The sequence below is a fragment of the Streptomyces sp. NPDC053076 genome, from assembly GCF_044546845.1.
GTDB lineage: Bacteria > Actinomycetota > Actinomycetes > Streptomycetales > Streptomycetaceae > Streptomyces.
The window spans coordinates 1,532,606-1,552,083 of sequence record NZ_JBITZL010000001.1 but is presented as its reverse complement, the minus strand read 5'-3'; the positions used below and the strand labels follow the sequence as shown (position 1 = coordinate 1,552,083).

Sequence of the window (19,478 nt, the reverse complement as noted above, 5' to 3'; positions counted from 1 at the left end):
CCGTCCTTCGTCTCTGCGACTCGTCACGGCCGGACCGGGCCAGGGCCAGGCCGGTGAGCGGGGCCGGCACGGCACGTCCCGGTACGGCGGTGCCGCCGTACCGGTCAGCCCCTCCGACCGGAACGGCGGACGACCAGAAGGGTTCCCCGCCGCGCCCCGGCCGACGCGGCCGCACCCCACGCCACACCCGGCAGGGCGTACGCGGTGGTGCCGGACAGCGCCCCACGGCGTTCGCCGCCCCGGTCGCCGTACAGCCGCTGTCCGGCGCCGAGTCACAAGGGGACCGGAACCGGCCTCGCCGCCAGGTGTCCGGACCGGTGCAGGCCCGCGACCAGACCGGCGCACCCGAGCCCGGTCGCGGCAAGCGCCGCCCACGGCAGCCACCTCACCCCCGTGTCGAACAGCGCACCGACGGCCAGGTTTCCCGACGAGACGGCGATGCCGGACGCGGTGTTGTAGGCGCCGTAGTACGTGGCGACGAGCCGGTCCCCGGACAGCCGTACCACCGTGTCCATCTCGAAGGGATAGAGCAGCGCCCCGCCCCAGGCCAGCAGGACCGCGCACACCGTCAGGGCGGCCACCCCCGCCAGGGCGCCGTGCGCCCGCGGCAGCAGGGGCAGGAAGGCGGCACCCATGACCGCCAGCCCGTACGAGACGGCCCGCGGCGCGGACAGCGTGCGCTGCGCCCACGCGGTCAGCTTCAGCTGTCCCGCCAGCGCGGCGAGCGCCGAGGCGGCGAAGACCGCGCCGGTGACCGGTCCGGTCCGCGGGCCGAAGAGTTCGCGGGCGTGCAGCGGCAGGGCCAGATAGACCTGGAACGCCAGGACGTAGGAGCCGCTCATGGCAGCCGCGAAGAGGAGGAAGGGCCGGTTGGCGGCGATGGCGCGCCAGTCGGCGGCGACCGCCCGCCAGGCGGGTTCGGCGCCGCGGCCGGCCGGGGGGCGGGCGGGCAGCGCACGGGACTGCAGCACGGCCAGGGTGCCGAAGATGAGCGCCGCGACCGTACACACGGCGCTGAAGTCCCAGGCCAGCAGGGCCAGTCCGGCGAGCGGGCCGACCAGGATGCCCGCCTGGTAGAAGACGTTGAAGGCGGCGAACGCGGCCACCCGCCGCTCCTCCCCCGCATCCGCCGCGAGATACGCTCGTACGGCCGGGTTGAACAGCGCGCCCGCCAGACCGGTCAGGGCCGAAGCCGCCACTGGCGGAGACGCCGCCGGAGTGCCCGCCGGTGCCGACCGCCGCCACCAGCACGTCGACCCGGCCCAGTTGCGTGATCAGCTCGGCCGCGAGGGGCCGGTAGGCGGCGGCGTTGTCGGGGTTGCGGTACTGGTCCGGGCAGTAGGCGCCGGGGGTGCCCGCCAGCAGGTCGGCGACGCGCTCGCGGCGCGCCTCCTGCCAGCCGCCCTCGGGATGCGGCGCACCGACCTCGACGACCCGTGCGCCCAGGGCGGTGAGCAGGCGCGCCACGGAGGGTTCCATGCCGGGGTCGGCGACGACGGTGACCGGGTGGCCATAGGTCAGCCCGGCCAGCGCCAGGCCGAGACCGAGAGTGCCGCTGGACGACTCGACGATCGGCGCGCCCGGCGCCAGGTCGCCACGCCGACGGGCCTCGTGGACCATGTGCAGGGCGGGCCGGTCTTTCAGACCACCCGGGTTGGCGCCTTCCAGCTTGGCGTGGAAGCCGCGGCCGGGTGGCGCGAACGGCTCGTCCACCCACAGGACCGGGGTGTTGCCGACGAGATGGGCGGCGCGTCGGGCGGCCAGCGGACTGGGCGCACGCGCCCCGGACGGTTCGGGCAGGGAGAGGTGCATGGGGTACGGCTCCTTCGCGCCCGGCGGCAGTGCGGCGGACGCTGTGCGAGTGGGGCAGGGCGGGCAGGCACACCCCACCCCGCGGACGGGCCCGGGGCGGCGGGTGCCGGCCTACTGCCGCAGCACGCGGACGAGCGCGGGCGAGGAGCCGTTCCCGCAGGGGCGTGGGACACCGGGCCGCCCGCACCACCCGGGGTGTGCGGACCGCCCGCGCGACACGGCGGGAAGAACCGGCTGGGGCACCTCGCTCCCGAGTCCGGTGTCGTCCAGAGCGGCGCGCGGCCGGTCCGCCGTGTGGCCGACGTGGCCGTCCGCCGCGTGCCGGGGTCCGGGAGGGGGCGCGGTCGGACGCGTGCCGTCGGCTCCGTCCGCCGCGTGCGGAACGTCCCACGCCACCACGGCACTCGGGTACGCGCCGGCGAAGGGGCAGGCGTGCACCGCGCCGGTGAGGTGGGCGGCGAGCACCAGGACCAGTCCGACCAGCAGGGCGGCACGACGGGAGCGCCCCACGCTCCCGTCGCAGCCGACCCATGACCCGATCACATGCGCAGCGTAATCATCAAGTGACGTGGTGTCATGACGTGCGCACCACGGCGCGTCCCGGGAGACCCGGCGGCCCGACAGGCGAAGCGAGACGGCCCCCGGCCTCGGTACGGCCGCCGGCGGTCACCGGGCCCTGACCGCGACGAGCGCCTGGGAACTTTCGGACACCGGTACGGGCAAGCACCGGCAAGGACCGATCACATCGACCGTCTCGCGGACAACGGTGTGACGCCGCGCACACTTTGAGGTTACGGCCCGGTAAGGCGTCACGGTCGGCAGCCTGGTTCGCACTACTTCTCGTCATAACCCGCCAGCACCCCGCGAGTCGGGGTTCGAGCGAAGGGGTCGGCCATGAACGCCATACCCGTGACGTCCTTGATCGCAGGCTTGATCGCCTGCGGTGGACGCACGCTGTATGTGTGGTTGCGCGGACGGACCGCGGTCCGGATCGCACAACTCAACGACCGCGGTCTCACCCGCCGCGTGCAGTCGCTTCCTCCGGGCAGCCGCCTGGTCGAACACCGGGCGGACCGCAGCAAGGTGGTCGTCGAGGTGGGCCGCCCCATCGGTGCGTGTGGCGGTGGTGATGACTGACTCCAACCTACCGGGACGCGCACAGCAGGATCGGTTGATCAGTACCCTGCACCGCCCGCATCCCCCGGCCGACTCGGCCACCCGGACGGAGTTCGCCGGCTTCTATGCCAGGGCGATGCCCGGGCTGGTGGTCTTCGTCCTGCGGCATGGTGCCGACTTCCATGAAGCGACCGAGGCGGCGCAGGCGGCGTTCGTCCAGGCGTGGGAGAAGTGGGAGACCATCGACCACCCTCACGCCTGGCTGCGGACGGTGGCCTACCGGCACCTCCTGCGGACACGGGACCTCCCTGAAGGCCCCATGCGGGATCTGGGAGAGCCGCCCGGCGGAGTGTGTCCGGTCGAACGGATCGAACTGGGTGCCCAGGAAACGCTCGTCTTGAGTGTGCTGGCCACGCTGCCCATGCAGCAGCGACGAGTCTTCGCCTGGATCTACGACGGGTTCTCCACGCAAGAGACCGCCGAAATCCTGCGCACGACCCCCGAGGCCGTCAGGCAGAACCTGGCGCGAGCCCGCAAGAGCCTCAAACGGGCATGGGAAACGACGAAGGAGGCCCACCGGTGAGCGAGGTGGCCCCGCGCCCGGAGACCCACGCCGGCGACGAAGCTGCGTTCGACACCTGGCTCGCCGCCGCGGACACCGCCCTGCACGAGAAGACGGCAGCCGCTCTCGATCTCGACACCGGCCGCGCCCGCATCTTCGCGGCGTCTCTCACGGCGGAGACCGCGTCGGCAGTGGAGGCGGCGGAACCGGAAGAGGCGGAGCAGTGGGCACACCTGGAAGCCGTGCTGCGCGAAGCAGCCGACAGCATCTCCCACTGGCTCGCCCTGGCGGCCCCGCACACCCTGTCCCAGCAGCTCGGCAAGGCCCTGTCCACCACACGGACCATGGCCGTCGTGGGCAGAGCACTGTTGCCGGACAGCCTGTGCACCCCCTGGGGGCTGGCCGCGGACTTCCTGACGGAAAGCCACCTGTACCTCACCCAGCTCAAGGGCGGAATTCTGCATCGCGCCCTGGACCGGCCGGAGGCGCTCGGTCTGCACGCCGGCGCTCGCAGCGGTATCGCGACCTTCCAGGCGGCACTCGAACACACCCTGCGAACCGTCGCACCCGGCACCAAGGAACACATGGTCATGTCCCGCCTGCTGTCCACAGCCGAGATGCTCCTGCTCCTGCTGCGGTGGACCCACGACAGCATCGAACGCCTCTACGACGACAGCGAACAGCACCCGCAGGTCCCCTCGGCCAACCAGCGCCAGTGACACCCGGCGGGACATGCGCACCCGCCCGGGCTCTTTCCTGACGGCGTAGGGGTTCGCCCCCGCGTACGGTCACGGCGTAGGGGGTTCGCCCCCGCGTACGGTCCTGACGGCGTACGGGGCTCCCGCTGTCGGTCCCGAACCGGACGCAGAACCGCGGGACCGCGCGGACGCGGTACGGGGGAGGCGTCCGCGCGGCCGTTCGTGGTGCCGGGTCAGCTCGTCGCGCGTACCGCTTCGCGGATCAGGTCGGCGACCGCCTTCGGCTGGGAGAGGGCGACCGCGTGCGACGCGCCCTCGACCTCGACGACGGTCGCCCCGGCCCGCTTCGCGCCGAAGCGCTCCACCTCCGGGTTGATCGCGTTGTCCGCACCCGCGACCAGGGCCCAGGACGGCTTGGTCTTCCATGCTGCGGCGGAGGCCGGCTCCTCGAAGGCGGCGGCGGCGAGCGGGCGCTGGGTCGCCGCGAGGACCTTGGTGACCTCGGCGGGCACGTCGGCGGCGAAGACCGACGGGTAGGCGTCCTCGGCGATGGTGACCTCGACGGCGGGATCGCCCGCCGCGACGGGGTACGTCCACTGCTTGAGGTTGCCCACCAGCGGCGAGAGCGGGTAGCGGCCCTGCAGTTCGCCGAGGCTCTCGCCCTCTTCCAGGGCGTAGGCGGCGACGTAGACGAGGCCGACGACGTTGTCGGTGGTGCCGGCCACGGTGATGAGCGCACCGCCGTAGGAGTGGCCGACCAGTACGACGGGACCGTCGACCTGGGCGGCGACGGAGGCGACGTACGCGGCGTCGGCCGCCAGGCCGCGGAGCGGGTTCGGCGGCGCGATCACGGCGATGCCGTGGCTCTGCAGTTCCTTGATGACCCCGGACCAGCCGGCGGCGTCGGCGAAGGCGCCGTGGACAAGGACGACGGTGGGCGTGGAGGTGCTCATGGCTGTGCTGTCTCCCGGAGTCAGGCGGTGTGCAGGGCGGTGTGCAGGGTGCGGACGGCCAGGTCGATGGCGGCCTGGGCCGCCTGGGTGCCGCGCAGGGCGTTGAGCATCACGAAGTCGTGGATGATGCCCTGGAAGCGCACCGCGGTGACGGGCACGCCCGCTTCCCGGAGCTTGTTGGCGTACGCCTCGCCCTCGTCGCGCAGCACATCGGCCTCACCGGTGATGACCAGCGCCGGGGGCAGGCCCGTCAGCTGCTCGGTGGTGGCGCGCAGCGGGGAGGCGGTGATGTGGGCGCGCTCGGTCTCGTCGGTGGTGTACTGGTCCCAGAACCACTGCATGCCGTCGCGGCGCAGGAAGTATCCGGTGGCGAACTGGTGGTAGGACGGCGTGTCGAAGTTCGCGTCCGTGACCGGGTAGAACAGCACCTGCTGCACCAGCGAGGGTCCCCCGCGCTCCTTGGCCATCAGGGTGAGGGCGGCGGTCATGTTGCCGCCGACGGAGTCACCGGCCACGGCCAGCCGCGAGCCGTCCAGATCCTTGGCCGCGCCCTGCTCCACCACCCACTGCGCGACCGCGTAGTTCTGCTCGATGGCGACCGGGTAGCGGGCCTCGGGCGACAGGTCGTACTCGGGGAAGACGACCGCGGCCTGGGCGCCGACGGCGAGTTCGCGCACCAGGCGGTCGTGGGTGTGGGCGTTGCCGAAGACCCAGCCCGCGCCGTGGATGTAGACGATGACCGGGAGGGTGCCGGTGGCACCGGCGGGCTTGACGATCCGTGCTCGGACGCTGCCCGTCGGGCCGCCCGAGACGGTGATCCACTCCTCGTCGACGGCCGGCTTCTCGACGTCGCCGGACTGCACCTCGTCCACCGCCTTGCGGCCCTCCGCCGGCGGCAGGTCGAACAGGTACGGCGGAGCGGCCGTCGCCTCGGCGAACTCGGCCGCGGCGGTCTCCAGCACCGGGTTCACCGGCGCGGGGGCATCAGACATGCGAATCTCCTGAAATGGCATGAAGGCGCCGGCCGTTCCGGCACACGATCCGGACCGTCGTGCTGAGCACTCCGGCGCCGCTGATCCGCACGTTAGGTCCACCGAATGCGCGGTGGTTGCCCGTCAGCGCACCTCTGCCGTCCTGACAGCGCACGGGAAAGGCCCCCGGCGTTTGCGTGGACACGACGGGCCTTCCGCCCCGCGTCCCAGCGTGCGTCCGGTGCGCCGGGAGGAACGCTGCGCTGCGCGGACGGGACACCCGAACCCCGCCTGTCCGACGCCCTCTGGACCCCGCCGCCGGCCCGACACCCGGGCCGTGGGAGCGCAGCCCCCGCGGGACGCGGGGCTGCGCCGAGCCGTTGCGGCCGGACGGGTGTGCGTGGTCAGCCCAGTTGGGCGTCCAGCCACTGCAGGACGTCGGGCGTGACGGGGTCGACGAGGTCGGCGAATTCCCCGTTCCGCGTCAGGAACTTGGCGACGTACGGGCATACGGGCACGATCCGCTTGCCCGAGTTCCGTACGTCGGTGAGCGCCTCCTGGACCAGCCGGGAGGCCAGGCCCTGTCCGGCGAAGGCGTCGTCGATCTCGGTGTGGTGGAAGACGCGTTGTGCACCGCGGTCGCGGTAGGCGGTCAGCCCGGCGCGCTTGCCGTCGACAAGGATTTCGTAGCGATTTCTGTCGTCCCTGCGCTCGACGACCGGAATGGCGGAAGGCTGGCTCATCGGATGCCTTTCAAAAATGGGGTCAGTGACGCGGAGGATTCCCGCGCGGCCTGATGGTGGCGTTGGGCAGGACGGGGGCGGGAAGACGGCCTCCCGGATACCCTTCGACGGCGCCGAAGCGGTCGGAGGAACTCTGCCATTCCTCGCGGGCCTTGACGATGTCCTCGTGGTTCCGGCCGATGAAGTTCCACCACATGACGATGTCTTCTTCGAAGGGCGTTCCGCCGAGGAGTACCGCCCGTGCGGCGGTGTCCGACTCGTTCGTCAGGGTCAGTGTGCCGGGGCCGGGATGAACGTAGCCCAACTCGGCGGGGCCCAGGAGCACGTCCGCCAGGCGGACGGTTCCCTGGTCGATCAGGAGACCGTGCTCGAAGCCCGGGTCCACGGCGAGTGTGACGGTCGCCCGCGGCCCGAGCACGATCTCGGCGCCGAGCAGGGGCGTGAAGGTCGCGACCGGGGACACGGTCCCCGCGAGGGAGCCCAGGAAGACCCTGATCTCGGCGCCGTCCATCGTCACGGGCTCGGGAACGTGGTGCTGGAAGTCCCGTGCGGTGGCGCGGTGCGCCTCCGGCAGCGCGACCCACAGCTGGACGCCGTGCAGGACGGTCGTCCGCGGGGTGGAGACCTCCGAGTGGGCGATGCCGTATCCGCCGGTCATGAGGTTCAGTTCGCCGGGCCGCACGAAGGCATGGCTGCCCAGGCTGTCGCGGTGCTCGATCTCCCCACTGAAGAGCCAGCTCACCGTCTGCAGACCGGTGTGCGGGTGCGGGGCGACGTCCATGCCGCCGGTCTCGCCGACGTCGTCCGGGCCGTAGTGGTCGGCGAAGCACCAGGCGCCGATCAGGGTCCGGGCGCGCTGCGGCAGGGTGCGTCGCACGGTCATCGCCCGCGGGCCGCCCAGGGGAACGTCACGTGGGGTCAGAACGTCGATCCGGGCCGTGCCCACCGGTGACTCGGCCTCCACTGCCGTGCCGCATCGCACTTCCACGGGTTCCGCCTCGACATTGCTCATCGTGGATCACCTCTCAGCCCCCTACTTGTTTTACATTCAACCATCACCCGGCCGGACACCTCCAGCGGGCCACCGTGATTGCTCTTGGATCAAGATCCCATGCGCTGGTCGGCAGGTCCTGTCGGCCGACGCCCCGTGCGCTCACGGGCACCTGGCCGTGCGCTCCCTGGCGACGCGCCTCCCGCTTCCGCCCCTGACGTCGATCGCTTATCCGCTCCCGGACAAGCAGCTGCAGGCGGGGTTCCTCGCCGAACACCTGGTGGAAATCCCGCTGTCCGCTCCTGAACCGGCCCACGCGCACGGCGCACCGTCCCGGACGGGATCGGTGTGGATCGCGCCCGCCCGGTCACGCGAGCGGACCGGGCCACCTCTTCACGGGCGTTGCAGGCCGCTGGCCGTGCGGGTCCAGCGGGTGCGGGTGGCGCCGAAGCCCGTCTCGTGGTCCCAGATGTGGGTGCACGACGGGCACTGCAGGTGGAGGAGGCTGCCGGTGTTGGTGAGCAGGTAGCGCCAGTGTTCCGCGCACCTGCGGCCCTGCGCACACGTGGGGCATCCCAGGTGGTCCTGGCAGTTCGGGCAGGTCACCCAGGCGCGCCGTCCGATGTCCGCCTGGGGATCAAGCGGGAGCACTGCCGCCGCCGCGCTGCGGGAGGACACCGGCCGAGACGAGGGTGTCGTACAGCCGCTGCTGTTCCTCGTCGAGGCCGGAGTACAGCATGTCGTACGCCTCCTCCTCGCCGCGCATCGCCTCGACGGGGTCCCAGTCGGCGCCGAGTGCGGCCATGACGTGGGTTCGCCGGGTCATTTCGTGGCCGGTGAGATCGACGGAGAACTCGACCGGCTCGTCGGGAAGAGGGGCGTTCGGGGCGGACATATCACCGAACGTAGGTAAGCCTTTCCGCCACGACAAGAGCACGTGGGGGACATCACAGCAGGTCGGCGGGGTAGCCGCGGAAGACCGGCGCTCGACGCGTCGCTCCCGCACGGCGCCACCGCAGCCCCTCGACGCCGCCGCTGCCCCTCCCCGCGGTGCCCCCACCGCCCCTCCGCGCCCCACCGCCGCCACTCCGCCCCGTGCCGCCGCTGCCTCTCCCCGCGGTGCCGCCACTGACCTTCCGCGCGAGGCCGCCGCTGCCCCTCCGTGCCGTTGCCGTCGCCGACCCTCCCGCCGGCCGTCCGCCGCCGGACACGTCCGCCGATCTCACGGATTCACGTGATGTGACGGCCGAGCCGCGCTGGCACGGTGTGTCCGGAAACAGCACATGCGGAAGGGCGGAGATCACATGTCGCCGGATTCATCCATGCTCGCCCCCGGGTCCCAGGGCACCCTCTACACCACGGACGCGGTGCCCCCGCACCGAAGACGGACGTACTGGCGCGAGGCGCTGTCGCGCACGTTCGGCGCCGTGGACATGAGCGTTACCGACGAGGTCGGCTCCGCCACGATCCGTACGTCACCGCTGGGCCCGATGCAGGCCGTCACGGTGGAGGGTGATCCGATGCGCGTCCTGCGCACCCGCCGGCTGATCGCGGGGAGCGACAACGACGACTACGTGGTCGTGAAGCTGCTGAGCAGCGGGGCCGCCCGCATCGAGCAGGACAACCGGGACGCATGTGTGCGGCCCGGGCAGCTCTTCGTCTACGACATGGCCCGGCCCGTCCGGCTGACCTTCCCCGAACCGTTCCGGACGAAGTCCCTCGTCCTGCCTCGCGAGGTACTGGGCCTCAGCGAATCGGACCTGCGGCGGATCACCGCCTCCCCGTTCGGCTCCGAGTCGGCGCTGGGCGGACTGCTGACACCGTTCCTGTCCCGGCTCGTGGACACCGCGGCGGCCTATCCGCAGCGTACGGCCGAGCTGGTGGCCCGCAATGTCGTGGACCTGGTGCGGACGCTGGCCGAAGAGCGACTCGGCAGCAGCACCGCGGACACGCCGAGCGCCGCCCGGATGTCGTTGCTGCGGATCCGGGCGCACATCGACCGGCACCTCGCGGACCCGGACCTGACACCGGAGGCCATCGCCCGGGCCCACCACCTCTCCGTGCGCTATCTGCACAAGCTGTTCGAGCTCGAGGACATCACCGTCAGCCGGTGGATCCTGCAGCGCCGGCTGGAGCGGTGCCGGAGCGACCTGGCCCGTCGCGAGGTGGCCGGGCTGACGATCTCCGCGGTGGCTCACCGCTGGGGGTTCACCAGCGCCTCCCACTTCAGCCGGGTCTTCCGGGCCGCTTACGGCGTCTCCCCCGCGGAGTGGCGGAACTCCGCCGTCCGTGAAGCACGTACGTCTCCCGTCCGTGAGCCACGCACATCTCCGGTCCGTGAGGCTCGTACGTCTCCCCTGCCCGAGCGTCGTGCGTCTTCCCTGCCCGAGCGTCGTACGACTTCCCTGCGCGAGGGTCTTATGTCTCCCCTGCCCGAGCGCCTCGGGTCTCCCGTCCGTGCGGCTCGTATGTCTCCGGTGCCGCGCGGCCGGGCGGCCGGAGGCTCACCACCGCGGCTGCCGCATGTGCGCTGAGCTGCCGTTTTTGCCATAGTGGTCCTCCGGTGCGCCGATGTCGCGGGCGTGTGCGGACAGGGAGGGCCGGGTGGCGGGGGCGGAGAGTTCGCTGTCCCGGCGGGGTCTGCGTGGCCGGGAGGCCGAACTCGAAGAGCTGCGGACCCTGATCACCTCGGTGGCCGGCACAGGGAGCGGCGCGCTGGCCCTGATCCGCGGGGAACCGGGAATCGGCAAGACCACCCTTCTCACCGAAGCCGTCGTACGGGCCGGGGCAGCGGGTTTCTCCGTCGGCGTCGGCAAGGCCGACGAACTGCATCACCTCGTGCCGCTCTCGTCGCTGGCGGCCTGCGTCCTGGACGGCGAGCGCCCGCTGCTGTCCGGTGACGCGTTCGCCGATCTCGCGAGCCATCACGATCAGCGGATCTGGCTGGTCGAGCGGCTGGCGGAGGTGATCGAGGCCCGCGCCGGCAGCGTGCCGGTGCTGATCGCCCTGGACGATGTGCAGTGGGCCGACCCGCTGAGCCGGTTCGCTCTGCAGCAGCTGCCGAAGCGCCTGCGGACCTCGCCGGTGCTGTGGCTGCTGGCAGGGCGGCGGGGCGTCGACGGACCGGCGCAGGACATCCTCACCGCCGTGGGGCACGAACTCCCGGTCCGCACCCTGTCCCTGGGTCCGCTGTCCGGCGCGGCCATCGGCCAACTGGCCGGTGACACCCTGGGGGCCGCGGTCGACGAGCGGATGTCCGGCCTGCTCGAAGGGGCCGGCGGGAACCCGTTCCTGGCGGTCGAGATGCTCGCCGGACTACGGACCGCCGACGCCTCGGACGAACTCGTGCCCCCTCGGCTCGTGGTGGGCGTACGCGGCAGGCTCAGGTCGTTGCGCCCCGGCACGCTGCGCTTCCTTCAGATGGGAGCGGTGCTGGGGCGAGGTTTCGCCTTCCACGACGCCGCCGCGCTCTGCGGCACGCCGTCCGTCGCCTCGCTCGCGGCGCTCGAGGAGGCGGTCGGCGCGGGACTTCTGGACGACGACGGCGATCAGCTGGTCTTCCGGCACGATCTGCTGCGCCAGGCGGTGTACGTGGACATCCCGCCCTCGGCCCGGAAGGCTCTGCACCGGGAGGCCGCGACCCGGTTGGTCTCGGTGGGCCACCAGCCGATCGACGTGGTGTCGCACATCCTCATCGGCGCCCGGCCCGGAGACGAGGAGGCAGTCATGCTGCTCCGGCGTGCCGCCGACGACGTACTGCCGGTCACACCGGGCCTCGCGGCCGACCTTGTGACCCGCGCTCTGGAACTGGTGCCTACCGCGCGACCGTCGTGGTTCGCCGTGGGCGAGCAGGCGGTGGTCTGTCTGGCCCGGGCCGGCCGGAACCGGGAGGCGCTGGCGACCGGGGACCGGCTGCTGGCGTGCCGACCGCCCGTGGAGACGTTCGGCCGGTTGCAGGCAGCCCTCGGCGGAACGCTGTGGGACATGGACCTGGCCGAGGAGTTGCGCCGCCGGGCCGATACGGCCCTCGCGGTCGGGGGCGCCGCCCCGGAAGTGGGGGCGCGGCTGGCCGCGCTGCGTGCGCTGGCCCTGTCCCGGGGGCACGATCTCGTCCCGGCGCGTGCGGCGGGCGAGGAGGCGCTGCGTGCCGCCGTGGCCATCGGTGACCGGCAGGCCCACGTCCAGGCCCTGTCCGCGCTCGGTGAGATCGCGCTCAACGCGGGCGAGACCGCCGTCGCGCTGGAGCGTTTCACCGCGCTCAGCGCTGTCGACCCCGCCTTCTTCCCCGAGGAGATCGTCGCGCACCAGCACGTGGACGACTTCGAGACCAGCGAGCGGCTGCTCGCGAAGGCGGCCGAGGACGCCGGCGGGCTGCGTGCGGCGATGCTGCTGTGGGCGCAGGGGCAGCAGCATCTGGGGCTGGGCAGACTCGACGACGCCGACGCCGACTTCGTGACGATAGAGCGCCTGGAGGACGACGTGCAGGTGCCCGTGCAGCAGGTGAACGCCCGCGTGATCCGCTCCCGGATCGCGCTGCTGCGCGGCGACCGGGAGGCCGCGCGGCAGCACCTGGCGGCGGCGCGGGAGAGGCTGGCGGCGAAACCCAACCCGGGCAACAGGGCCGCGGTGCGCTTCCTGGAAGCGCTCCACGCGGACGCCGACGGGCAAGTCCGGCCGGCCGTCGACAGCATCCATCAGGTGCAGGAGCAGGGGCCCTTCCTGCGCTGGCGGCTGCTGCGCACCTGGGTCGACGCCGCGATCCGCATCGCCCTGCGCGGTGGGGACCACCGGCTCGCCGAGGACCTGGCCGCGCAGGCCGAGGCGCACGCCGGGCGCAATCCGGCGGTGCCCACGGCCGCGGGTGTCGCGGCGCAGGCCCGCGGGCTCGTGAGCAACGACGTCGTCCTGCTGGAACGTTCCGTCACCCTGCTCACGAAGAGTCCGCGCCCGCTGGTCCGGGCGACGGCACGCGCGGATCTGGGACGAGCGCTCCTGGCGGCGGGCCGCGGACCCGAGGCGGTGGACGCGCTGACCCGGGCCCATGCCGCGTTCACCGCGTCGGGCGCGCACGCCGCGGCGGCACGGGTGCGGCGTGAGCTGCCGGGGGGCGCCCGGGCGGTGCGGGGTGCCGGGGCGGCCGGCGACCGCCGGGCGGCGAGCGGCCGGCGACCCGTCCAGGGCTGGGCGGCCCTCACTGCCTCGGAGAGGAAGGTCGCGCGTCTCGTCGCCGAGGGCCACACGAACCGGGTGGCCGCGGAGCTGCTCGTCGTCTCCCCGCACACCGTCAACACGCACCTGACGTCCGCCTTCCGCAAGCTGGCGGTCAACTCCCGCGTCCAGCTCGCCAACCTGGTCAGGAGCCTGCCCGAGGAGTGAGCACACCTGGGTACGGACACGCGGTGCCGGGCGCCGGGGAAACCTTCACCGCCGCCGTGGCCACGCGGTCTTCCGCGGACCGGGACGGCAAGCTGTACATCCGCCGGGACCGCTTCCGCGAGGTGGATGCCGCCGGCCTGTCACCCCGCGTATCGCATGTGCTGTCCGTGACGCAACGGCCGCACGCCCGAGGTGCGCCGGCCGCCGGTTCGGGCCCGCCGGCGACCTGGGCCGCGAAACCGTCCTGGTACGGCATCGCCACCGCCGACCCGGGATGCTCAACCCCATCCGCCCAGCGCTTCATGGCCCAGCGGATGGCGGCTCACGAGTACGTACCGGAGGGCTCGCACGCCGTGCTCCTGTCACGGCCCGACGCCGTGGCGGCGATGACCGGGCGAGGGGACAGGGCGGTGAGCAGCTGATCATCTAAACAGTTGAATGCGGTAACATCCGGCTCGGACCGGAACATGCCGGTATGGACCGTCTCAGCCTCTCTCCCGGGACCGGCGCTCCGGCATCAGACCTCGCGGGGGAAGGCGTCACCATGCTCTCAGCGGCCGTACGGCCGGCGCGGCGGATCAGCGCGCTCTTCGCAGCGCTCGCCCTGGTACTGGCCGCCACCGCGTGCGGTGGCGGAACCGGCTCCGGGTCCGCCACCAGCAACGCGACCTCCATCACCGCACTCGACTACTACACCGACGCGTCCGAGCACGCCCAGTGGAGCGAGCGGCTCACCACCTGCGGCAGGACCGCCGGCGTTTCCGTCGAGCACAGGAGCGTTCCGGGTGCGTCCCTCGTCCCGAAGGTGCTGCTGCAGGCGTCCTCGCGGACCCTGCCCGACCTGTTGATGCTGGACAACCCCGACCTGCAACGGATCGCGCAGACCGGCGCGCTGACCCCGCTGGACCGGTACGGCGTCGACTCCCGCGGCTTCGCCAAGGGCATCGTGTCGGCGGGCTCCTACCAGGGGAAGCTGTACGGTCTGGCGCCGACGGTGAGCACGGTGGCCCTCTTCTACAACAAGGACATGCTCTCCGAGGCCGGTGTCGCCGTGCCCCGGACCTGGGACGAGCTGAGGACGGCCGCCGCCGAGCTGACCCGGCCGGGGCGCTACGGCATGGCGGTGGACGCCAATGCCACGTTCGAGGGCACCTGGCAGTTCCTGCCCTTCCTGTGGTCCAACGGCGGGGACGAGAGGCGGCTGGACACCCCGCAGGCCGCGCAGGCGCTCCAGCTCTGGGTCGACCTGGTGAAGAGCGGGTCCATGTCGAAGTCGGTGCTCACCTGGACGCAGGCCGACGTCCACGACCAGTTCGTCGCCGGCAGGGCGGCCATGATGGTCAACGGCCCCTGGCGGACAGCAGAGATGAACAAGGCCCGGAACCTGCACTGGGGTGTGGCCCCCCTGCCCGTGCGCCGGCCGGGACAGTCCCTCGTCACACCGCTCGGCGGTGAGGTGTGGACGGTCCCGCGGACCTCCTCGGAGGACCGGCAGGCGAAGGCCGCCCGGGTCCTCGCCTGCCTGAACGATTCCTCGACCATGCTCACCACGGCCCGGCAGTACTTCACCGTGCCCTCCCGCTCCGCGGTGGCGTCCCGCTATGCCCGGCAGGTCCCCTCGATGGCCGCCTTCGTGCGGAGCGTCGGGCGTTCCCGGCCCCGCACCGGCCGACTCGGTGCCAGGTGGCCCCAGGCGGCGACCGGGATCTACACCGCCGTCCAGGCCGCGCTGACGGGCGAGCGGACACCGGAGGAAGCACTCAGGGATGCGCAGCGGACCGCGACCGATTCCTGACCGGTCAGCGCAATTACGCGAAGGTCCTGTCCTCGGACCTGTTCTGGCAGGTCTTGCCGACCACGGTGCTGTTCACCGCCGGTTCGGTGTGCGGTTCACAGGCACTCGTGTCGGTGACCCCGGTCAACATCCGGGTGGGGGTCCCCTGCAACACGGCGATCGTGTACGGCGGTCTCCAGGACATCCCGGCGCATCTGTACGAGGCGGCGAAGCTGGACGGAGCCGGCCGGCCGGCCTCGTTCCGCCGCACCACTCCGGCGCGGCGTCACCAGCGGACGCCCGCGAAGTCGATCGGGCGCGGACGCAGCAGGCGTGTGCGTTCCGTGAGGCCGCCCAGCCGTCGGGACATCTCGTCGGCCGGCAGGCGGCGCCGGTCGCCGTGACCCGGCAGGACCCACTCGAAGCGCAGCCGCCCCGCTGTCCTGGCCAGCGAGTTGGCCAGTTCCTCGATGGAGTACCAGGTGACGCTCTCGGCGACCTCCAGATCGCCGGTCGTCCGCGACCAGTAGAAGCTGTCGCCGCTGAAGCAGTAGCGGTCGTCGGCCAGGTACAGGACGCTGCCTCGGGTATGTCCCGGCAGGGGGTGGACGGTGACACCCTCCGCGATCTCCAGCGGGTCGAGTCCGCGGATCACCTGGTCCGCGTCCGGTGCGGCGTCGAGGTCGCCCTCGTGGATCCACAGCCGGGCGCCGAAGTGGTCGGCGTAGCGGCGGCCGTGTGCGGCGTGGTCGCGATGGGTGAGCAGCACATCGGTGACGGGACCCGACGCGGTGCAGCGTTCGGCCAGTTCACGGCTCCACCGGGGGGTGTCGATCATCATGCGGGTGCCGGACGGCCGCAGCAGCAGGTAGGAGTTGGCGCCCGCGGTGTGCGTCGAGTTGTGCCCGCAGATCAGCACCCCGTCGTCCAGGGCCAGCGGGAACGGGTCGAGCGCCTGGTCCGCGCGCCCGGTCACGGGCCGGATCGAACGCGTCGGGCAGGCGAAGACCGCGGCGTGTAAGCGCCGGTTCTCCGCCTCGTCGGCCGGCAGGCGCAGGATCCGCGACCTTCCGTCCACCTCGGCGATCAGCTCGGGCGCGAACTGCCGTGCCACATCGCAGTTCGTGCAGCGGTCGTCCACATACCATCCGTCCACGGCTGGGCTCCTTCCACAGGGAAGCGGCCTGGCGAAGGCCGCCCTTCCAGGGGTATCCCGCGGGCCGTCGAATGGATAGACCGTGCCGACCTTGTGTTTTCGGTGGCGGGGCGCTCTCGGCGAAGCCTCGGTCGCTGCCCTCGCGCCCGATGTCGCGCCGGCGCCAGGCCGTTTCGCCTGGATCACCGCGCTCGACTCCATGAACATGCCGTGCCACCGGTCGGGCAAGTCGGCCGAGCGACGACCGATGAGTTTCTGCTCGGTCCACGGTCAGAGATCATGGCTGGTGCGCGGCGGCCGCGAGTGTGGGCTAACGGTGCACCGACCGTGAAATCCTCTGACAACCGGACACAAGACACCGAGGACCTTAGATGCGTACCCTGATCAGCACCGCCTTCGTCTCGCTCGACGGCGTCGTGGAGGCCCCGGGCGGCGAGCCCGGTTACCGGAACGCCGGGTGGACCTTCAAGGACATCGAGTTCCTTCCCGAGGCATTCGACATCAAGGGCCGGGAGCAGAAGGAAGCCACCGCGATGCTGATGGGCCGGACCAGCTACGAGGCGTTCAGCCCGGTGTGGCCGGACATGGCGGACTTCGCCGACTACAAGCTGATGCCGAAGTACGTCGTCTCCACCACCCTGACCGAGGACAACCTGGTGCCGAACTGGGGCGAGACGAGGATCCTGCGCTCCCTCGACGACGTCGCCGCGCTGAAGGAGACCCAGGGCGGCCCGATCATCATCCACGGCAGCGCCTCCCTGAATCAGGCCCTTTCGGACGCCGGCCTGATCGACCGTTACCACCTGCTCGTCTTCCCGCTCCTGCTCGGCGCGGGCAAGCGGCTCTTCAGCACCACGGACAAGGACGCCCAGAAGCTGAAGCTCGTCGAGCACGACGTCTACAGCAACGGCCTGCAGAAGAACGTCTTCGACGTCGTCCGCTGACGAGGCTTCCGGCGAGTGGCATGTCCGGCGATGCGACGGCACGGCGGAGGGCCGTCCCGCCACCCCGCCGCGTGTCTCCGGCAGCGAGCAGGGCTCCTCAGCGGTTCAGCGCGCCCGTGCCGCCGCGGCCGTGCCGGACACCTCGTGTCGCACCCGCGCCTCGGGCCGCGCCGCACAGGCCACGAGGAGGACGGCGAGTCCGCAGGCGGCGATCAGGAACCAGCCCGGACGGGAGGCATGGGCGAGCCCCGCCGGGCCGGTGCCGTCCACCAGGCCGCCGGCGAGGGCGATGCCGAGGGCGGCGCCGACCTGGCGTGCGGTGGATGTGATCGCGCCCGCCACACCGGCCCGGGCCGAGGGCAGCCCGCTGACCGCCGCGTTCGTGATCGGGGCGTTGGCGAAGCCGAAGCCGACGCCGATGAGCAGGTAGGCGAACAGCAGCAGGGACAGGCTCGTGTGCCGGTCGAGCCCGACCAGGCAGAGCCCGCCGGCGGTGAGGAAGCCGCCCGCCAGGAACAGCGGCAGCCGCGGCCCCACGCGTCCCACCAGGCGGCCGGACCACGGTGCGCAGACGGTCGCCCCGACCGCCATGGGAAGGGTCGCCGTCCCGGCTGCGAGCGGAGTGAAGCCCCGGGCATGCTGCAGGTAGAGGGTGTTGAGCAGCAGCGCCGCGTTCAGGGCGACGAACACCGCCACGGCGCCCAGGACCGCACCGCTGAACACGGGGCCCCGGAAGAGCCGGGGGTCCATCAGCGGCTCCTCCCGCCGGAGCTCCACCCACACGAATCCCGCCGTCGCCGCGACGGCGACGGCGTAGGCGGTCAGCGCGGCCGGCGACGTCCAGCCGATGCGTGGCCCCTCGATGAGGACGCCGACCCAGACCGCGATCGTCACGGTCAGCAGGAGCTGCCCCGGAACGTCGAGCCGCCGTGCCTTCGGCGCCCGGGACTCCGGCACGAACACCGCACTGAGCACAAGGGCGGCCACGATCACCGGAGCGTTGATCCAGAACAGCGACCGCCAGCCGAGCCCCGCGACGAGGGCACCGCCGGTGACCGGGCCCGCCGCCATGCTCAGGCCGAACACCGAGGCCCAGACACCGATGGCCTGGGCACGCTCCCGTGGATCGGGCATCGCGTTCACCACGATCGCGAGAGCCACGGGACTGAGCATGGAGGCGCCTATCCCCTGCACCGCACGGGCCGCGACCAGCGCGCCCACCGAGGGCGCCAGCGCGCAGGCCAGCGAGGCCACGCCGAACGCCACCAGCCCCCACTGGAACACCCGTCGGCGCCCGAACCGGTCCGCCAGCGCGCCGGAAGAGATCAGCAGGCCGGCGAGGACGACGGTGTACGCGTCCACGGTCCACTCCAGGCTGCGTGTCCCCACGTCCAGGCCGCGCCCGATGGCGGGCAGACCGACATTGACGACGGTGGTGTCCAGGCCGACCAGAAACATGCTCAGACAGCAGACGGCCAGCACCGTCCAGCGTCTGCGCCTGCTCAGCACAGGGGGCTGAGCAGGGGAAATCGTCGTCACGGTCATCGTCCGCCTCTCCGGTACGCAGGTCGTACCGGCTCAGGCTCGGGCAGCAGTACCCCGGCTGAACAGCTTCTTTGCGGAGACCGCAAAAGACCGGAGGGTCAACCGCCTCCTCAGGCCGGGCCGCGGCCCTCCAACAGGCCGACGACTTGCGGGCGGACGACGTCCCAGGCACCGGCCGGCAGGTCGCCGAGGGCCGTGCCGCGCAGCGCGCCGAGGGTCTCCTCGGCGTCGGTGCCGCAGGGCGTGGTGCCGCTGAGCACGTCATAGCCGTCCCGCACGGCGACGCGCAGGCGGTCCCGCGTCCCGTCCCCGGCGTGCAGGGCGGAGGCCACGACGAACGGCGGCGCCCCGCCGGCCTCACCGGGCAGCTTGCGGTACGCCGAGGCGATCGGCGTGCGCCAGCGCAGGCCGAGCAGCAGGGGACGCTTGGCGACCACCTCGGCCAGGTCCGCCTCGCGGACGCCGTCCGACTCCAGGACCGTCGCCCGGGCGTCCAGGACGAGGGCGGGGGGCAGCAGGCAGCGCAGCGTACTGCCGACGAGGTTGCCGCCGACCGTCGCCGTCCGCCGCACGGCGCCGGTGCCTACCGTGGCGGCGGCCAGCCGCAGGACGTCCGGCACCTGTTCGTCGATCCGGTGCAGGACCACGGCGCTGCCGACGGTCTCCCTGCCTATGACGTTGGCCTCCGGCAACTCGCGGAGGGACACGGCGAACTGGGGGAAGCCGTCCCGTTGCCAGGTCGCCCAGACGAGCGTCGCCCCGCCTATGGGCACGGCCCCCTGGGCCAGGCATTCCTGGGCTTCCGGCACGGACGTGGGCAGACGCAACAGCACAGCG

Annotated in this window: 18 protein-coding genes and 2 pseudogenes; 8 read left to right on the top strand and 12 right to left on the bottom strand. The window is 72.4% G+C overall.

Features of this window, described 5'->3' with window-relative positions; genetic code table 11:
* Positions 1–272: 272 nt before the first annotated feature.
* The 3 genes and pseudogenes from ACIGYR_RS06270 to ACIGYR_RS06260 form a co-directional block, all read right to left on the bottom strand.
* Positions 273–1,199, bottom strand: a pseudogene (locus tag ACIGYR_RS06270) (MFS transporter); the annotation flags it as partial.
* Positions 1,200–1,203: 4 nt separating this feature from the next.
* A pseudogene (locus ACIGYR_RS06265) lies at positions 1,204–1,812 on the bottom strand (pyridoxal-phosphate dependent enzyme); the annotation flags it as partial.
* Between the two features lie 111 nt (positions 1,813–1,923).
* A complete protein-coding gene (locus tag ACIGYR_RS06260; protein ID WP_399601793.1) occupies positions 1,924–2,355 on the bottom strand; it encodes a hypothetical protein in 432 nt (143 codons plus the stop codon).
* 351 nt (positions 2,356–2,706) lie between these two features.
* On the opposite strand from ACIGYR_RS06260, the gene ACIGYR_RS06255 reads away from it, so the two are divergent.
* From ACIGYR_RS06255 to ACIGYR_RS06245, 3 genes are read left to right on the top strand one after another with little or no spacing between them, the layout of a single operon-like run.
* The gene (locus tag ACIGYR_RS06255) at positions 2,707–2,949 is read left to right on the top strand and encodes a hypothetical protein (RefSeq protein ID WP_399601790.1); all 243 of its coding nucleotides are present in this window, start codon (positions 2,707–2,709) and stop codon (positions 2,947–2,949) included.
* Between the two features lie 34 nt (positions 2,950–2,983).
* Entirely contained in the window at positions 2,984–3,511 is a 528-nt protein-coding gene (locus tag ACIGYR_RS06250; RefSeq protein WP_399601788.1) for an RNA polymerase sigma factor, read from the top strand.
* Entirely contained in the window at positions 3,508–4,209 is a 702-nt protein-coding gene (locus ACIGYR_RS06245) for a hypothetical protein (protein WP_399601785.1), read from the top strand. Before ACIGYR_RS06250 ends, ACIGYR_RS06245 begins: the two co-directional genes overlap by 4 nt.
* 212 nt (positions 4,210–4,421) lie before the next feature.
* On the opposite strand, the gene ACIGYR_RS06240 is transcribed toward ACIGYR_RS06245, so the two are convergent.
* The 6 genes from ACIGYR_RS06240 to ACIGYR_RS06215 all read right to left on the bottom strand — a co-directional run bounded on the left by ACIGYR_RS06240 (position 4,422) and on the right by ACIGYR_RS06215 (position 8,741).
* Positions 4,422–5,141 (bottom strand): alpha/beta fold hydrolase, encoded by a 720-nt coding sequence (locus tag ACIGYR_RS06240; protein ID WP_399601782.1) that lies wholly within the window; start codon positions 5,139–5,141, stop codon positions 4,422–4,424.
* Positions 5,142–5,161: 20 nt separating this feature from the next.
* A complete protein-coding gene (locus ACIGYR_RS06235) occupies positions 5,162–6,133 on the bottom strand; it encodes an alpha/beta hydrolase (RefSeq protein WP_399601781.1) in 972 nt (323 codons plus the stop codon).
* A 383-nt stretch (positions 6,134–6,516) separates the two neighbouring features.
* Positions 6,517–6,855 carry a GNAT family N-acetyltransferase gene (locus ACIGYR_RS06230; RefSeq protein ID WP_399601779.1) on the bottom strand — a complete coding sequence of 113 codons (339 nt, stop codon included), beginning with the start codon at positions 6,853–6,855 and terminating at the stop codon, positions 6,517–6,519.
* Positions 6,856–6,877: 22 nt separating this feature from the next.
* Positions 6,878–7,867 (bottom strand): pirin family protein, encoded by a 990-nt coding sequence (locus ACIGYR_RS06225; protein ID WP_399601776.1) that lies wholly within the window; start codon positions 7,865–7,867, stop codon positions 6,878–6,880.
* Between the two features lie 372 nt (positions 7,868–8,239).
* The gene (locus ACIGYR_RS06220; protein ID WP_399602346.1) at positions 8,240–8,497 is read right to left on the bottom strand and encodes a hypothetical protein; all 258 of its coding nucleotides are present in this window, start codon (positions 8,495–8,497) and stop codon (positions 8,240–8,242) included.
* On the bottom strand, positions 8,484–8,741 hold the full coding sequence (locus tag ACIGYR_RS06215) for a DUF6400 family protein (protein ID WP_399601774.1): 258 nt from the start codon (positions 8,739–8,741) through the stop codon (positions 8,484–8,486). Before ACIGYR_RS06215 ends, ACIGYR_RS06220 begins: the two co-directional genes overlap by 14 nt.
* Before the next feature lie 409 nt (positions 8,742–9,150).
* Between ACIGYR_RS06215 and ACIGYR_RS06210 the strand changes: the two genes are divergently transcribed.
* The 4 genes from ACIGYR_RS06210 (at position 9,151) to ACIGYR_RS06195 (ending at position 15,017) form a co-directional block, all read left to right on the top strand.
* Positions 9,151–10,380: a helix-turn-helix domain-containing protein gene (locus ACIGYR_RS06210; RefSeq protein WP_399601772.1), complete on the top strand. Its 1,230-nt coding sequence runs from the start codon at positions 9,151–9,153 to the stop codon at positions 10,378–10,380.
* 37 nt (positions 10,381–10,417) lie between these two features.
* The gene (locus tag ACIGYR_RS06205) at positions 10,418–13,222 is read left to right on the top strand and encodes a helix-turn-helix transcriptional regulator (protein WP_399601771.1); all 2,805 of its coding nucleotides are present in this window, start codon (positions 10,418–10,420) and stop codon (positions 13,220–13,222) included.
* Positions 13,219–13,644: an alpha/beta fold hydrolase gene (locus ACIGYR_RS06200; RefSeq protein ID WP_399601768.1), complete on the top strand. Its 426-nt coding sequence runs from the start codon at positions 13,219–13,221 to the stop codon at positions 13,642–13,644. Before ACIGYR_RS06205 ends, ACIGYR_RS06200 begins: the two co-directional genes overlap by 4 nt.
* 122 nt (positions 13,645–13,766) lie before the next feature.
* Positions 13,767–15,017: an ABC transporter substrate-binding protein gene (locus ACIGYR_RS06195; protein WP_399601765.1), complete on the top strand. Its 1,251-nt coding sequence runs from the start codon at positions 13,767–13,769 to the stop codon at positions 15,015–15,017.
* Between the two features lie 265 nt (positions 15,018–15,282).
* Here ACIGYR_RS06195 and ACIGYR_RS06190 read toward each other — a convergent pair whose 3' ends face one another.
* Positions 15,283–16,152 (bottom strand): MBL fold metallo-hydrolase, encoded by an 870-nt coding sequence (locus ACIGYR_RS06190; RefSeq protein WP_391837289.1) that lies wholly within the window; start codon positions 16,150–16,152, stop codon positions 15,283–15,285.
* Positions 16,153–16,523: 371 nt separating this feature from the next.
* Here ACIGYR_RS06190 and ACIGYR_RS06185 point away from each other — a divergent pair, with 371 nt between their 5' ends.
* Positions 16,524–17,096, top strand: coding sequence for a dihydrofolate reductase family protein (locus tag ACIGYR_RS06185; RefSeq protein ID WP_399601761.1), 573 nt, complete (start codon positions 16,524–16,526; stop codon positions 17,094–17,096).
* A gap of 105 nt (positions 17,097–17,201) precedes the next feature.
* Here the strand turns inward: ACIGYR_RS06185 and ACIGYR_RS06180 are convergent, their stop codons facing one another.
* Both ACIGYR_RS06180 and ACIGYR_RS06175 read right to left on the bottom strand, forming a co-directional pair.
* On the bottom strand, positions 17,202–18,635 hold the full coding sequence (locus ACIGYR_RS06180; RefSeq protein WP_399601758.1) for an MFS transporter: 1,434 nt from the start codon (positions 18,633–18,635) through the stop codon (positions 17,202–17,204).
* A gap of 116 nt (positions 18,636–18,751) precedes the next feature.
* Positions 18,752–19,474, bottom strand: a complete 723-nt coding sequence (locus ACIGYR_RS06175) for an FAD binding domain-containing protein (RefSeq protein ID WP_399601756.1) — start codon at positions 19,472–19,474, stop codon at positions 18,752–18,754.
* Positions 19,475–19,478 lie beyond the last annotated feature (4 nt).